Annotated in this window: 12 protein-coding genes; 5 read left to right on the top strand and 7 right to left on the bottom strand. The window is 42.7% G+C overall.

The window, feature by feature from the left end:
• Positions 1-2: 2 nt before the first annotated feature.
• Positions 3-434, bottom strand: coding sequence for a DUF1249 domain-containing protein (locus ACFOHL_RS06020; protein WP_376919306.1), 432 nt, complete (start codon positions 432-434; stop codon positions 3-5).
• Positions 435-450: 16 nt separating this feature from the next.
• Positions 451-1,059, bottom strand: a complete 609-nt coding sequence (gene nudF / locus ACFOHL_RS06015; RefSeq protein ID WP_376919305.1) for an ADP-ribose diphosphatase — start codon at positions 1,057-1,059, stop codon at positions 451-453.
• A gap of 331 nt (positions 1,060-1,390) precedes the next feature.
• Between nudF and tolC the strand changes: the two genes are divergently transcribed.
• Positions 1,391-2,806, top strand: coding sequence for an outer membrane channel protein TolC (tolC, locus tag ACFOHL_RS06010; protein ID WP_376919304.1), 1,416 nt, complete (start codon positions 1,391-1,393; stop codon positions 2,804-2,806).
• A gap of 122 nt (positions 2,807-2,928) precedes the next feature.
• On the opposite strand, the gene ACFOHL_RS06005 is transcribed toward tolC, so the two are convergent.
• Complete coding sequence (locus tag ACFOHL_RS06005; protein ID WP_376919405.1) at positions 2,929-3,879, bottom strand: exopolyphosphatase; 951 nt, start codon at positions 3,877-3,879, stop codon at positions 2,929-2,931.
• 216 nt (positions 3,880-4,095) lie between these two features.
• On the opposite strand from ACFOHL_RS06005, the gene ACFOHL_RS06000 reads away from it, so the two are divergent.
• Positions 4,096-4,908, top strand: coding sequence for a hypothetical protein (locus ACFOHL_RS06000; protein WP_376919303.1), 813 nt, complete (start codon positions 4,096-4,098; stop codon positions 4,906-4,908).
• Here the strand turns inward: ACFOHL_RS06000 and ACFOHL_RS05995 are convergent.
• From ACFOHL_RS05995 to prsT, 4 genes are all read right to left on the bottom strand, one after another.
• Positions 4,905-5,204 (bottom strand): DUF1272 domain-containing protein, encoded by a 300-nt coding sequence (locus ACFOHL_RS05995; RefSeq protein ID WP_376919404.1) that lies wholly within the window; start codon positions 5,202-5,204, stop codon positions 4,905-4,907. The two genes, ACFOHL_RS06000 and ACFOHL_RS05995, sit on opposite strands and share 4 nt — an antisense overlap.
• 167 nt (positions 5,205-5,371) lie before the next feature.
• Positions 5,372-7,765 (bottom strand): beta-galactosidase, encoded by a 2,394-nt coding sequence (locus ACFOHL_RS05990; RefSeq protein WP_376919302.1) that lies wholly within the window; start codon positions 7,763-7,765, stop codon positions 5,372-5,374.
• A 77-nt stretch (positions 7,766-7,842) separates the two neighbouring features.
• On the bottom strand, positions 7,843-8,646 hold the full coding sequence (locus tag ACFOHL_RS05985) for an ion transporter (RefSeq protein ID WP_376919301.1): 804 nt from the start codon (positions 8,644-8,646) through the stop codon (positions 7,843-7,845).
• Positions 8,647-8,748: 102 nt separating this feature from the next.
• Positions 8,749-11,541, bottom strand: coding sequence for an XrtA/PEP-CTERM system TPR-repeat protein PrsT (prsT, locus tag ACFOHL_RS05980; RefSeq protein WP_376919300.1), 2,793 nt, complete (start codon positions 11,539-11,541; stop codon positions 8,749-8,751).
• 199 nt (positions 11,542-11,740) lie between these two features.
• Between prsT and ACFOHL_RS05975 the strand changes: the two genes are divergently transcribed.
• Genes ACFOHL_RS05975 through ACFOHL_RS05965 form a run of 3 tightly spaced genes read left to right on the top strand, consistent with a single transcriptional unit; the run spans position 11,741 to position 15,812 of the window.
• Positions 11,741-13,474, top strand: coding sequence for a DEAD/DEAH box helicase (locus tag ACFOHL_RS05975; RefSeq protein ID WP_376919299.1), 1,734 nt, complete (start codon positions 11,741-11,743; stop codon positions 13,472-13,474).
• 6 nt (positions 13,475-13,480) lie between these two features.
• Positions 13,481-14,869 carry a siroheme synthase CysG gene (gene cysG / locus ACFOHL_RS05970; RefSeq protein ID WP_376919298.1) on the top strand — a complete coding sequence of 463 codons (1,389 nt, stop codon included), beginning with the start codon at positions 13,481-13,483 and terminating at the stop codon, positions 14,867-14,869.
• Positions 14,862-15,812 (top strand): hypothetical protein, encoded by a 951-nt coding sequence (locus ACFOHL_RS05965; RefSeq protein WP_376919297.1) that lies wholly within the window; start codon positions 14,862-14,864, stop codon positions 15,810-15,812. The genes cysG and ACFOHL_RS05965 overlap by 8 nt, the downstream gene beginning before the upstream one ends.
• Positions 15,813-15,946 lie beyond the last annotated feature (134 nt).

The raw sequence follows: 15,946 nt of genomic DNA, 5'->3' as shown, positions 1-15,946 counted from the left end.
TGTTATTGCGCTGAAATACTGGCTTGGTGATTTTGACTGAGGCAAAAGTGTAACCACTCTGACAAAAAGATATTAACCATAAATTTTTCGTTACGCTGATGCATATTTAAGTTTGGATACTCGTATACTGGTTTCAAATGGGCAATACGTTGCGAGGCTAAAACTTCGGCTACCTTCGCATCGTGGTACAAACGTATATGCATCGACGGGCGCAAGAATTTAGGTGAACTAGTGGCAATCTGCGCCATATCTAGCGTACTTGTATATCGAGTCGATTCGATTATTTTGATTCTGTACTCCATCGACTGGCTAACGCTGAAAGTGTAAGACAAGTCCTCAGTGTCGCAATCAGGTAGCAATTTCATCATACACACATAATTGTTCTCGCAGGTCGCAAGAATAGTCGGTAAATGTGGTACGTAACGTTTTTTCAAGTGCGTCTCTTTTTACTTATTGCCAATCACTCAACAGTGCTGCTTTGTTTAAGAAAAACCATTGTAACAAAATAATCGCGGTAGAATTGTCGATTTTACCCGAGTCCAACCATTCTCTTGCCTGTACCTCAGGCACACGCAGCACTTTAATGTCTTCCGTTTCTTCATCTAAACCATGTATACCATCGGCTAGAGAAGAATCTACTTTACCAATATAGGCATATAGTCGCTCTGTCGTGCCGCCGGGGCTCATTAAAAAATCACAGACTTTGGTGAGTTTTTGAATCCTTAATCCAGCCTCTTCTTCTGCTTCTCGATGACAAACTGACTCGTGCGATTCTCCCTCTTCGATAATACCTGCCACCACTTCTATTAGCCATGGCGAGGTCGAGGTTTCCATAGCAGGAAACCGAAATTGCTCTATCAACACAAATTCTTCATTGTCCGAATCATACAGCAATACCGCGACTGCATGGCCTCGCTCAAAGACCTCTCGTGTAAAAACTTCGGTCCAAGAACCATCATACTTGCGGTGACGCAAATAATATTTATTTGTTTGAAAATAGCCATCGTGCAAAGATTCTTTTTTTACTACTTCGACATCTGCTTGGGTAAAACTCGTCATATTTTGCCTTTAAACATCCAAAACCGCGTTTTACACATATTCTGTTACACTTAACAAGAAATTGATACATGCAAGCCATATTATATATTGCGTGTTTACTCTAGACTCGACAGAATAATACGAAGGTACCTTCAGTCTGTTGAATCTATGATTGTTTTTTGTATAACAGGCTATATAAACTAATCTAACAAATGGCTATGTTCCCTTTAAATATGAATATGCAAAAAAACAAAGCCCAAATGACATGCAGAAATTGTAAACGGCTTTTTAGAGTATCTATATTTAAAGGGAAAGTAGTTAGACAAAAAATCACATGAAAAGGCAACTAGGAATGAAAAAAACGCTAATTTCCATCGTGCTTGGATTTGGTTTGGCAAACACAGCGTTAGCTGATGACCTGATGACCGTTTATCAAATCGCAGTAGAAAATGATCCATTGATCAACAGAGCAGAAGCGCAAAAAGACGTTGCTTATTCTGGCATAAGCTTAAGTCGGGCGTCTTTACTGCCACAAATTACTGGCAGTGTCAGTTATTCAGATGGCTCTCGGGAAACATTTAACCAACAATCAGACCGAGATGAAAATGGTAATCTAGAGTTTTTTGAAGTAGCAGGTGACGTAGACAGCGAGAGCTTAAGTTATGGTGTAGAACTAAACATGTCGCTGTATGATCATTCAGATTGGTTGAACATGGATCGCGCTGAGCTCGTCGCTCAACAAAGTGATGCTGCGCTTGCGGCTGCGCTACAAGACCTAATGAATAGAACCGTAAATGCATATCTAGCAGTACTGCGTGAGCAAGACAATGTCGAATTCGTCAAAGCTGAGTTGAGAGCGATTGAACGCCAACTAGAGCAAACAAAGCAGCGCTTTGAAGTCGGTCTAACTGCGATAACCGATGTGCATGAGGCGCAAGCTAACTTTGATAATACCGTTGCACGACAAATTCGTGCCGAAAATCAATTAGAGTTGCGTCTAGAAGAGCTTCGGGAGATCACCGGAAAATATCACGAACGCATCTACGTCTTGGATACCGAGCGATTTTCTGCTACCACCCCATCGCCTTCAAGTGCAGATGAATGGCTCAATATTGCCAAAGATTCCAATTTAAATTTGCTCGCCCAGCGTTTTGCGAAAGATATAGCAAAAGAAGATATAGAAATCGCACGCTCAGGTCACTACCCCACGCTAAGCTTGCGAGGGTCATATGACATTGAGGACGGCGAATCAACCTCTACATTTTCTCGCACGGATGATCCAACGGGCAATAGAGGCCTCGTGCGAAACACGCCACCAGCGCTTGATCGTACAAGCATAGGAATTAGCCTAAACGTTCCTATTTACCAAGGTGGTTCGGTAAGTGCACAAACAGAGCGCGCGCGCGCCAACTATGTGATTGAAAGCGAAAATCTTGAATTGAGCTATCGCCAAACTGTGCGCTCTGTTCGCAGTTCATTCAACGATGTAAAAGCGTCTGTCTCTACCATTCGCGCTTTGGAGCAGTCGGTGGTTTCGGCAGAAAGTGCGTTAAATGCGACAGAAGCAGGTTTTGATGTCGGTACACGGACGATTGTAGACGTGCTCAACAGTACACGTAATCTATTCGACGCTAGACGCAACCTCGCCGATGCAAGATACAGCTTTATTTCCGCGATTATTAGCTTAAAACAAGCGGCAGGGACGCTAACCGAAGACGACTTAAAAGCCATAAATAAGTCATTAAAACCAGCTACTACTAACTCATAAGAAAAAAGGCATGGTTCGTGCGATTTAGAGCAACATATAATAGCGCTACTTACCATGCCTTCAATATATGGGGTTGACTAGGATGTTCTTTACAGCAAATACACCTAGATATCCCTCGTTTGTCAGCCATCTTGATTGATTTGAGCAATCAGAGCGTTTCGCGTCGCCTTGACCACTTCGTCGTTACCAAAAATTTGGCAAGTACCCGCAGCCATATGCCCACCGCCGCCGTAGCGTAAACATAACTCACCCACGTTCGTATTAGAGCTCCGGTTTAAGATAGACTTACCTATGGCAAACACTGTATTTTGCTTACGAAAACCCCACATTTCGTGTATCGAAATATTACACTCAGGGAATACCGCATAAATCATAAAACGATTACCAGCATAGATGGTCTCTTGATCGCGAAGATCAAGTAACACTAGGTTGTCATATACTGTTGCACATGCTTTGATTTGTTCCGCGAACTTTTCCGCATGTTCAAAGTACAGAACTACTCGTTCTTGTACGTCAGGTAAAGCGATGATTTCTTCAATAGTATGATTACGACAGTAATCAATAAGCTCCATCATTAATTGATAGTTAGAAATTCTAAAGTCGCGAAAACGTCCCAAACCCGTTCTGCTATCCATGAGATAGTTGAGTAATACCCAGCCTTCTGGATGCAAAATTTCTTCTCGAGTAAACTGCGCGGCATCAGCCTTATCTACCGCTTCCATCATATCGTCCCATGCCGCGGGAAAGGTATCTCTTCCCCCATAATAGTCATACACAACTCGCGCCGCTGAGGGAGCCTTGGGATCAATGATATGGTTGGGATCATTGTGTTCAGCGTTTCTAGATACTTCGCTCAAGTGATGATCAAAAGCCAAATTGCACCCGGGTACATAGGGTAAATTGGTCGTAATGTCGTTAGGTGTGATGTCGACCAATCCATCTTGCATGTCTTTAGGATGGACAAATTTTATCTCATCAATCAAGCCTATTTCCTTTAACAATACGGCACAAACTAAGCCGTCAAAATCACTCCGAGTAACGAGTCGGTACTTGTCGGCAACAGAAGCTGTCATGGTAGACACGATAATTCTCCCAAGTTTAGATGTTAGGTTTATAAAGCTTGTCGATTGCCTATACTATGATGCGTCCCACAAGCTTGGGTATTAGCACACATACCTTGATATGCAGGAAAATATTCGTTTAGGCAAAACACATTTCTTTACAATAAGTTGCAACTTTTCAGCAAAAAATTAGCCACAATACTCTGTCGTAAATATTTGAGCTTATAAATGAAAAATACACGTTTTGTCCTAGCACTTGGTATTTTAATATTCTCTACAAACAGCTTTGCTGAAACCAATGCCACATTGGATAAACTCAAAGCCAAATTGTTGAGCCTAGAAGGTCGTTCTCCCATATCTGCAATATATGAGCGTCAATTTACCGATGTTGAAGATGCGGATGATGATAAGAAACGCCGTGAAACTACAGGAAGTATTTCCGTGAAGGTACAAGTCAATGATCGTGGTTTACACATTAATTACCCTCAAGACATTATAGAAACCATGGAAGAAGAGGCAAAGGCGAAAGCACTAGACGAAGAAAGTAAAACCCCGACATTAAATGCTGTCTACGATGTAAATGCCGTAAATCTTGATTACCAGTTATCTGCAGCGAAGCGCATATTAAGACGAATTGAGAAAGCCAGTTTTATAGAAGAAGAAACGGCAACACACGAAGGAAAACAGGTGAGTATCTTACGCTTTAACCTCCCGTTGGAAGCCATCATTACTGATGCGAAAACTCGTAGATACGTCAGCAAATTTGAAGGGGTGTACTCTGTAACTGTTGATGAAAATGCTATTCCATTAAAAGTAGAAACTGACTTTTTTGGAAAAGGTCGCGCGTTTTTAGTGTTATCTGTAAAAGTGAAAAATATAGAAACATCTACATTTACGGTCGTAGCGGATAGACTGGTTCGTCTTCAAAATGAATACAGTAACGAAATCCAATCAAGCTTTGGCGACAATCAATCCAGTGGCGTGAATTCAATCACTATTGTTTCTCAGTCAGACTATGAAGCTGAACAGCAGATAAACTAACGATCTTCGTAAGGCACTTCACAATGTGCTCTGGCAAAACTTACTATCTCTTCTCGTGTAAATGTTGTTAATACTCGTTCACGGGATGCAGGTTGAAGTTTTAAACTTATTTTTTGTCTGCGCTCTTGTTGCGGTCGGATAGGTCTAGGCATCAGTCCTCCGCCGCAATTTGGGCAAACATTTAGCAATACGTGGTCTACACAACTGACACAAAAGGTACACTCATAAGAGCAAATCATTGCTTGGGTCGAATTGGGAGGGAGATCTTTGTTGCAGCATTCACAATTGGGTTTCAAAACAAGCAATGTCTTATCCTAGGTGTTCGATTAAACTGTGTAAGACAATAATCTAAGAAAATTATTAAGTTGCGACAAATTAGCCACGTTTAACGACAAATACCTAAAACGTAACACTGCGCTCATAGCCTTGACCATGAGCGCAACAGGGTTGTAGAAGCATCGACTTACTTGTTATTTTTTAGGTCACCAAAACGACGTTCGTACATTTCACTGTGAAGCTCTCTCGCTGCTTTTACCATCGCGTTGTAAGGAATATCCGTAACCGAGACAAAGCCGACATTGTAGTTTTCACCGTCCCACGAACGCCCTGAAATAGGTGAATCCAAGTACTGGAACCAGTGAGCACCCACAAAATAGTTATTATCGAGTACACTGTACATATAGTCTTTATACATTCTGGCACGGTCTTGCTGGTCAGTCGCATGAATAAGCCCGGGGTGGAAGAAACCGGAAGCACTGGTTCCCATATGGAACTCGCCGATCACCGTAGGCATATCCAAATCTTCCAAAAACTTCCATTTATGCTGAGTAATACCCTCTTTGTAGAGGTTGAAACTCACGACATCCACATGCTTTGCGGAAGCTTTAACAACAGGTTTGGGCATTCCCCAATCAGCAAACCTCACACCCATGTACATATGGTTAGGCATGTGCTTGTCTAGAGACTCGCTAATTATCCGAAAATATTCTGAGGAATAGGTATAAAGTAGGTGCTCGTAGTCAGCAACTTGGGCAGAATTTTGCTCGTTTAACTTGCTTTCGAATTCACCTTTTGCAAACGTTTTCCAAGAACGAAGGTTTAGACCCCATGCTTCATTTAACTTGGCAATTTTGCGGTACTTAGCTTTCATTTCTTTGACAAAAACAGCTTTAGTAGGAGACTCACTTGCAGGTCTTCCAAGCGTATTAATGACAATACCCAGTTCTGTAGTTAAGGATTCAGGGCGTCCCCAACTGTGCTCGTTATCAATAAAGACACCAACACACCAAGGGCTATTGTTGACCTCTCGTGCGACTTGCGTGACGGTGTTTTCAACGCTTTGAGCAAATACCGGATCAAAGGGATCAGGCATTCTTACCCAAAAGTCATTACCACTGGATACTGTTTTAAAATTGCCGTTTACCCAGCCATTAGCGAAATAAGGGATCTTGTTATTGTCGTAAAACATTGGATCAACCCAGTTGCCAAATGAAGTAAAACCCCAACTTAGCATCCGATCCACTGTCACATTTCGCCAATTTTCAAGATACGAATACGGTGAAGTCTCTCCGTACTTCCTCTCTAAATTTGCCATATAGAAGCTAAACACCTCGCCTTTTTTCATCGGGCCAGAGTGCGCTGCTGGGCGATAACCGTAGCTGCTTGCCAAAGGATCATCCATATTGGGCAACCATTCGAACATTTGTTTTCTGGTTTCTGACACCAATGAACGGCTGGGAATGGCTTTAATTGCTGGAGGATTTAAACCCTGCGTGATCGCTGGATTCACATCTTTGGGTCCTCTCGCACCGACTAGATTTGCATCGTAATCATAGCCAGTCAATGTACTCGCATCAGTAATTCTAATGTTGGCAATACCGGTTGTAAGGAATAAATACCCCTCGGGATCGACAAGGCTCCACTTATCCCCAACTTTCTCTGTTCTAAAGTAGCCAGTTGCTTCAAATTTGGGCCCATCTTTCCAGCCGCTGAATTTTGTTCTGTCAGCGATTTTGGGCTTGGCCTTTAACTCCGCTAGTTCGCTGTCACGGACACTTAAGAGTTCTTCTTCAGAGTGAACTTTTTCTTCATATTCCATGCGAGAAGGTTGACCGAATTTATCGACGATGTTGACTAAGTAGTCCTCATTCAATTCAGGGTGCGGAAGTAAACGAATATTGTCTAAGGTAATTTCCTTATCATGTAGATTATACTGAACACTCATAGAAAATGTGCGGATAGCGCTGGTATCCAAATGTTTAGAGCCCCACATCCATACAAACTGTCTATCATCAGATTCCCATGTTGGCGGATTTGAACGAAGGCCAGAGCTAAGATTAAGCTCTACTTTATCTCCCAATCCTGTATCAGGGCTACCCAAGTCATGACCAATCATTTTTGAATAGTACGTATTAGAACCCCCAACCGGTATGACAATACTGCGCGTGTATGATTGCCACTTTGCATCACCCACATTTAAATACAACTGTGTAGACAAATCACCTTCGTTAGCGATATCAAAGGCAAGGCTAAAGTCATCTAAATGACTCCAATCGTAAGGAATTTTCGGTGTAAAGCTTATCGCGGCATACTCGTGAAACGAGGATTTAAATTTAACACGCAAAGCCTTGTTACCATCGGTGACCCCCTCCCCCGTGTTTACAATTTCAGCGTCAGCATTGATCAACTGAATGTCAACTGGGATAGCGCCATCTTCAAAACTAAACAAGGAAAGCCCGTCAACCTGCTCACTTTGTGAAGCTTGCGCAAGCGCTCCTCCCCAAAAAAACGTAGACATTGCAAGGCTTGCTAAAGCAACACGTGAGGTCGCGGTCAACAAGGATTTGGCTAATACCATAATATTTACCTTCTAATTATTTAACTCTATTTTGGCAATTAATATCACTATCGGCTTACCATAAAATTAGTACACTTTTATTTAAGCTGCTTAATTTGTTCGCTTAACGCGGCAATTTGCGCTTGTAAATCAACTAGGGTGGGTTGATTTTTTTCTAGCTCTTTACGCTTTTCTTCTCGTTCTCTTGTGTGTTCTTCTTCCATTACGCCCACTACAATCCCAATTACCATATTCAAAAAAGCAAAAGCTGTGAAAAAGATAAAGGTCATATAAAACACCCAGCTCATTGGATAGACTTCCATTGTCTCGTATTGAATGTCAGTCCAATCCTCAAAGGTCATGACTCTAAAGAGTGTAAGCATTGAAATCGCGATATTACCCCAAAGCACTGGGTTGATTTCACTGAATAAAAAACTCCCCACTGCAGCATATATGTAAAAAATAATAAACATGAGTAATACGACGTACCCCAGACGAGGCAGGGCAATAAATAGTGAATTAATGAGCACGCGCAACTCTGGTACGATTGAAATCATGCGCAACACACGAAATATTCGAATTAAACGCGCTAGCAGTGCCATTTCAGAATCATCAATGGGTATAAGGCTGATCACCACCACTACCGTGTCAAATACATTCCAGCCCGAATGAAAAAATCGTTTTTTATCTTCTTCCGTAATAAAGCGAATACTTATTTCAAGCAGAAAAAACACCGTGATAAACACATCTAAGTATTTTGCTATTAATAGTGAGGTTGGCGACAGATCATATGTTTTTGCGCCTATCTCGAGCGCAGACACAATGATTACCGCAATGACAAAAAACTCGAAAGCTTTGTTGTGTCGAAGCTTGAGTAAGCCCCGATGAAGTGTATCAATCATTTACTTATTTACCCATTAAAAAGACCTGCATATAAGCAGGCCTTTGTCACAATATCGCCAATCTGATGCCAGTGATTATACGATATATGTCCTCAAATGAGATTATAAAGCGTAAGTTTTTTTAAGTTGCTCAGCCCGTTCTTTTGACGCTGGCAGCGTTAAACGTAAACTGTCCAAACGACGCTGTGCAACAACGGTACTGCCGGTCATAAATAAGGTTTCAACGTAGTTTAATAGTATCTCTTCATTTTTAACCTCATCAGTGATCGCTCGCTTGTAAATTTCTACTGCTTCACTTACCTTATCCTGTTTAACCAAGACTTGTGCGTATGTATCTGCAGTTGCAGCATTTGCAGGGCGAATATCATAGGCTTGTTTCGATAAGCGTTCTGCATTGCTCAAATCACCTTGTTGAAGATATAGATAAGCCAAGTTATTCAGTACAACAAAGTTATTTGGGGTCTGCGTCAATATTTTCTCATAAGTTACCATAGCAGTGCTTGGATCTTGGTTGATTTGCTTTTCAGCCAAAAGCATGAGTACTCTTGGGTCATTTGGGAAGGCTTCGTCATGAGCAGAAAGAGTAGCAAATGCTTTTGCACCTTGCCCAGACAAGTCATAAGCACGTGTTAACACCAATAGATTATTCACATTCCTATTTGCTTGATAGGCTGCGTCGGCATCTTCAATTGCATCTTCAGGTCTGTTTTCCAAAAGCGAAATACGCGCGTTTACCCCTCGCAAAAATGGCAATTTTTGATATTTGGCGTCGGTTTCAGCTAGCGCTTGCTTTGCCTCTGTCACTCGATTGTTCATGGCGAGTAGATAGGTGCGAATGAATGACACTTGTAAGTTATTTTCACGCCTTAAGAAATCATCTGCCACATCTAGGGCTTTTTCGTATTCCCGCTTGCCATCCAGAACTAAGAGTTGTCCCAGCACCGCATTTTCTTGATGAGGATATAACTCAGCCCACTTTGTATAGTGCGCTTCAGCCTCATTTACTTTATTTGCACGTAGATAGGCACTCCCTAGTATTGTCCAATATTGCGTCGGCGTGGATTTATCAGCAGGTACTTCTTTTAAAAACCCTAAGGCTTCTTCTGCCTTGTTCAGTAACAACGCCGCGCGCGCTGCTAGCACTCTGATAGCCAAGCGATCAGGAGTAAGCTTTAACTGTTCTCTTATTCGCTCATACGCCTCTTCTACTTTGTTATCACTTGCTTTTAGTGCAAACAAACTCGCTAACCCAATTGCATTCGATGGCGATTGTTTAAGCAACTGCTCAGTCGCTTCTAGTGCCTCCGCATTCTTTTGCTGCCTGAGATAAAGACGAATTTTAGCAACTTGGATACCCTCACTCTTTGGGTCAAGTTTCGCGGCTTTATCTAGGGTATCGAGTGCCTCAGAAAATTGCTTGTTGCGTTGTTCAACTTCTACTTGCAATAAATATCCGTCAATTGAAGCCGGATCGCTTTTTTGCCATTCAGATGCAAGTTCCGCAGCCTTATCCAATTGATTTGCAGCCAAGTAGGCTGAGGCAAGCGTTGTCCGAGCGGTAACAGATTCAGGCGCTTTGTTTACTGCGTTTTCTAAGTCTATTAAACCTTCAATGTCATTTAATGACAACTTCAAAATACCTAGGCGTGTTAAATCATCAGCCGTTTCACTAATTTTTTCTGCTTGTTCGATTACCGCTTTTGCAGCTTCTTCATCCCCTGCTTTTAGCAATTCGTAACCTGTTCTAGAGAATAATGTTGCATCTTGTGCAGTCACGTCACCCAATCGAGATAGTACTTCATCAGTTTGGTCGCCCATATTTGCTTGCAACTGGCTAGCAGCCAATATTCGTAACCCAGGGTGGTCGTCAGGTAAAAATTCTGCGACAAATGCCAAATGCCCTGCTGCTTTTTCAAACTCGCCCAACTGGTATGCTGAATAACCTGCGACTAATCTAATAGTAGGATCTGCGCGGCCATACTTAATTGCATTCTCGCTGTATGTTAAGGCCGCAGCGAAATCTTCATCCGCAGCGCGCGTGACACCTTTCAATTGGTTGAGAAAAGCATTTTGTTCATTGATTGCCAACAACTCATCAATGTGTTTTTCCGCTCGTTCCGTTTCACCTTGTTCCACTAACATATTTGCCAGCGCAAACTTAATTTCTATATCGTCTGGTGCAACTTTGATGTAGTCTTCGTATACTTTCGTGGCTTCTGCAACTTGTTCGTTGATGACGTACATACGTGCAGTGAAATTTAAGACTTCTCGGTTTAAAGGCGCTTGCTCTTTTAGTTCCTTGGCGATCTCCAAAGCAGAGACAAAATCCTCATTAAGAATTTTATCCACAGCGCTGACTAGCCCCTTGTATACCGAGCTTGAGTCAATTTGTAATAAGTCATCAATAAGGCCTTTAGCTTCATCATTTTTATCTAGTTGAAGCAATGACTGCAATTTTCGGTAACCAATCTCCAAACGCTCAATACTTGTTAGCGCCGATTCGTCAATATCAATTTCCGCAAGTGCGACATTCGCGCCGGTTCGTTGATAAGCTTCAGATAGGTAGGGAATGACCTCTGAAGCGGGATGCCCTAACTCCATTGCACGTGACAGCTCTTTTTCCGCCGACGCGTAATCATTTACCTGTAAATATACTTTACCCAGTTCCAATCGTGCAGAAGCCAACTGCGGCTCTAGTTGAATAGCGTTCTTCAGTTCAACAATGGCAGCTTGTGTATCGCCTTGTTCGAGAAATACCTTTGCTTGCGTTACATGCTCTTCACTAGTTTTCCCAGAACAAGCCACTAAGCCAAACATTGTAAAAATGACTAGAATAACCGCGCGACGTAAGCTTGTGGCGCTGCCGCCGCTCACTTGCCTAATATTAGCTTGCATAAAACATCCTCGTTTAAAAAAATCCATCGACTAAGCTGCGCTTATCGAGTTTAACCCTGATATTTTGTTATTAAACCACAGCTTTGTGCAATAGTTTAATGGTATCTGCTTATCATTTAGCATATAATAAGACCACTTTACCGGCGTTCGCATCCTCTCTGCTTTGCCCCATTTCTAGTTTTACCAGGATTTATTAAAAATGACCGACACTGTCGATATCACATTTGCCGACCTTGACCTACCTGAACCAATATTGCAAGCGCTCGAAAAGGTAGGCTACGAGAAACCCTCTCCCATCCAAGCGCAGAGTATTCCACTCTTGTTGGAAGGCCATGACTTGCTTGGTCAGGCGCAGACAGGTACGGGGAAAACTGCCGCTTTTGCATTACCTATGCTTTCAAAAGTTGACCCTGATGCAATGTACCCTCAACTATTGGTATTAGCCCCTACTCGAGAACTCGCTATTCAGGTTGCTGAAGCGTTTCAAGTGTATGCGAGCTTTTCTAAAAAAATTAAAGTGTTACCCGTTTATGGTGGGCAGTCATATGACAACCAAATTCGCCAGCTAAAACGCGGTGTCCAAGTGGTTGTTGGCACGCCGGGCAGAATTATTGACCATATACAGCGCAAAACCCTAAAACTAGATAACTTACGCTTTTTAGTATTAGACGAAGCGGATGAAATGTTAAGAATGGGCTTTATTGACGATGTCGAATTAATTTTGTCTCATGCGCCTGAGCAACGACAAACAGCCTTATTTTCGGCAACAATGCCAGAGCAAATTAGAAAGATATCCAATCGATATCTAAACAACCCAGAACAGGTAAAGATTGCAGCCAAAGCAGCAACAGCGAGTACGGTCAAACAGCGCTACTGTCAAGTTGCCCCCCATCACAAACTAGAAGCCCTAACTCGGATCATGGAAGTGGAAGAGTTTGATGGCATGATCATTTTTGTGCGCACTAAAACAGCTACCTTAGAGCTTGCCGATAAGCTAAGTGCACGCGGCTATGATGTTGAACCCCTAAACGGTGATATTCCGCAAAATGCGAGAGAGCGAACAGTAGAGCGATTAAAACGCGGGACAATTGATATCTTAGTGGCGACTGATGTTGTGGCGCGTGGGCTAGACGTCGAAAGAGTTAGCCATGTAATCAACTATGATATTCCTTATGACACAGAGTCATACGTGCACAGAATTGGTCGTACTGGTCGTGCGGGTCGCTCAGGTGATGCGATTCTGTTTATTTCGCATCGTGAAAAACGTTTACTGTTTTCAATTGAAAAAACGACCAAACAACGCATCGAAAAAATGAATATTCCTTCGGTGTCTGAACTAAACGAGACACGCGTCGAAAAATTTACTCGCAACGTGCTTAATGCCATTGATGACGATGCTCTAGAGTCCTTTATGCCTCTTATTGACACCATCGTACGTGAGGCAGAAGCTGCGCCAGAACGCATCATGGCAGCACTGGCGAAAGTTGCTCAAGGTGATGAGCCTTTATTTTTGGACGAATCAAACAGCACCGATCTAAACGCTCGTCCTCCTCGAGACGACCGACCGTTACGTGATAATCGGAATAGTCGTCGAAACGACAGAAATGGTCGAGGCAATGAGCGTGGTGATCGCAAGTCAAATGTTAGAAGCCGAGGCAAGCCAGAAGAGGGCTTTCAACGCTACCGTCTTGACGTTGGCTATGTGCACGGCGTAAAGCCTGGTAACATTGTTGGTGCAATTGCCAATGAAGCAGGTATTGACAGCCAATACATCGGCGCTATTGATATTCACGAAAGCTACTCACTCGTCGATTTACCTGACGGAATGCCAAAAGAAACACAAGACGTTCTGCAAAAGGCACGCGTGTCTGGTCAGCGACTAAATATTAGAGCATGGAGCGACAAACCGCCAAAGCGTCCTCGTAAGAGCTAAACACAGATGAAGTACTTCCCAATTTTTGTTGATGCGCAGCATATACGCTGCCTCATTGTTGGGGCAGGTGAAGTAGCTGCGCGTAAATGTGAATTGCTTTTAAAAACACCTGCTCAGATTACTCTTGTTGCGCCTTGGGTCAGTGATACCGTAGAGAAATTAGTCGATAAGCATGCACTTACATTGCATCGACGAAAGTTTGAAGACAGCGATTTAGATGGTATTAATATGGTGTTTGTCGCCACCGATGATGAGTCTGTTAATCAAAGTATTCATGATTTGGCTACGCAAAAGGGTATTTTGGTCAATGTGGTTGACAATACACCCTTGTGTAAGTTTATTACGCCGTCTATCGTTGATAGAGATCCCATTATTATTGCCATGTCGAGTGGCGGCGTAGCGCCAGTCCTGCTTCGTTATTTACGTCAAAAGCTGGAATCCGTTATCCCCGCTAAAGTGAGCTTACTTGGTCAATTTTCTGAAAAATTTAGGCACAAAGTAAAAAAAGCTTTGCATACTGTTACAGAGCGACGTTATTTTTGGGAAGACGTATTAGATGGCGATATTGGCGAAAATGTACTTCAAGGAAATGTTGCCTTAGCCGACGAACAGTTTGAACGCAGTCTTGAAGCCTTTCAGAATGATAACAAAACAGCAGGGCAAGTTTACCTTGTTGGCGCCGGCCCTGGCGATCCAGATTTACTGACCTTCAGAGCCTTGCGACTGATGCAAAAAGCCGACGTTGTTGTATACGATCGCTTAGTATCTAAAGAAATTTTGGAGTTAGTCCGACGAGACGCCGAAAAAATCTATGTAGGAAAAGCAAAAAGCAACCATACTATCCCCCAAGACGAGATCAATCATTTACTTGCAAAGTTGGCAAAAGAAGGCAATCGAGTCGTGAGGCTAAAAGGCGGTGATCCTTTCATATTTGGTCGTGGAGGTGAAGAAATTCAGACTCTGATTGAACACAAAGTGGAGTTTCAAGTTGTGCCAGGCATTACCGCTGCAACAGGGGCAGCGACTTACGGTGGTATCCCTTTGACGCATCGCGACTATGCGCAGTCCGTTGTATTTACGACAGGTCATTTAAAGGACGATAGCATTGATTTAAACTGGCAAGCGCTTGCACAAAAAAATCAAACCCTCGTCTTTTATATGGGGCTGACAGGACTGAGCATAATCTGTGACTCGCTGGTTCAGCACGGTTTAGATGAGAATACCCCTATAGCTTTAGTCGAAAATGCTACCCGAACCGAGCAAAAGGTCATAACGGGAACACTAGCAGACATTAGTACTCACCCCAGCTTAGGCCAAGTAAAACCGCCAACCTTGATCATCGTTGGCGGCGTAGTGAGCTTACATAAGCAATTAAATTGGTTTGGTAGTGAATAGAACGACACTTGTTTGCTTATCATTTTTGTGGCTTGTATTCGCTCCGAATGAAGCCTTGAGCAAACAGCTTAGTTTTCAAAAAAAACAAACTGAAGAAGCAACAATATTTAAGTATCGCTGGTTTGATGGTGAAAGGCATTTTGCCATCAATTTTGCTCTTAACAACTTCAGCCTTCAACAACTGCCCGACTCACCTATACGCTATAACAATCAATTGCTTCAACAAGAGATCGTGGCGGCAATCCGGCGATACGCAGTTGAAGTATCGGCAGATGGCGTGCAAGTCGTTATTAGCCGGTTAGGCCTGACTACCGAGTACCAAGTGCGTGCGCCCAACGATAAAGTAGCGAAAGCGACCCTAGCACATATCGAAAATCTGCAAGAAAAAGTTAAACGCGAATATTATAAAGAAAACTATTTCTTAAACTATACCTCCCCCCAAGGAGAGACTGGCATCCAACATGATTTTGAAAGATATGTTGAAGATAGCAAAAACGCGCTGATGCCAATTGTCGACGCAATAAAAGCCATACAACAAAATACGAAAGACTACCGTGAATTCATTAGCATTGCGCTCAGTTGGGTGCAGAGTATTCCATATAACGATTTACGCAGTCGTATATCGTCGAATGGTTCTGGCTTTGCTTCTCCGAAAGACTTGATACTGCAAAACAGGGGGGATTGTGACAGCAAATCTACCCTTTTTGCTGCGTTATTGCAGGCATACAACGAACAAATAAAAGTTAGCATGGTCTTGCTACCTAATCACGCACTCTTAGCAATCGGCTTGCGTGCATTACCGAACGAGAAAACCGTCAAGCACGAAGGCGTCCCCTATGTATTGATAGAGCCTACAGGCCCTGCTTATTTTAAAATAGGGGAAGCAGATGAAGACTCACTCTTGGCTATTCGCAATCGCCAATATAGCCTAGCTCCCTTATAACTAGCAGCACCTAGCAACCCATCTTTGACGTGTTCACTTTATCCCGTTGAAATGAGGTGAATACCAGCAATAGCAACACTTTCGTTCAGTAACAAAAAGAGGACACAGGAGCTTTTTGTCCTCTTTTTGTTAAC

Origin of the sequence: Agaribacter flavus (genome assembly GCF_042646125.1) — a bacterium.
Taxonomy (GTDB): domain Bacteria; phylum Pseudomonadota; class Gammaproteobacteria; order Enterobacterales; family Alteromonadaceae; genus Glaciecola; species Glaciecola flavus.
The sequence above is the reverse complement of the archived record's forward strand: the minus strand, read 5'-3'. Positions and strand labels throughout refer to the sequence as shown.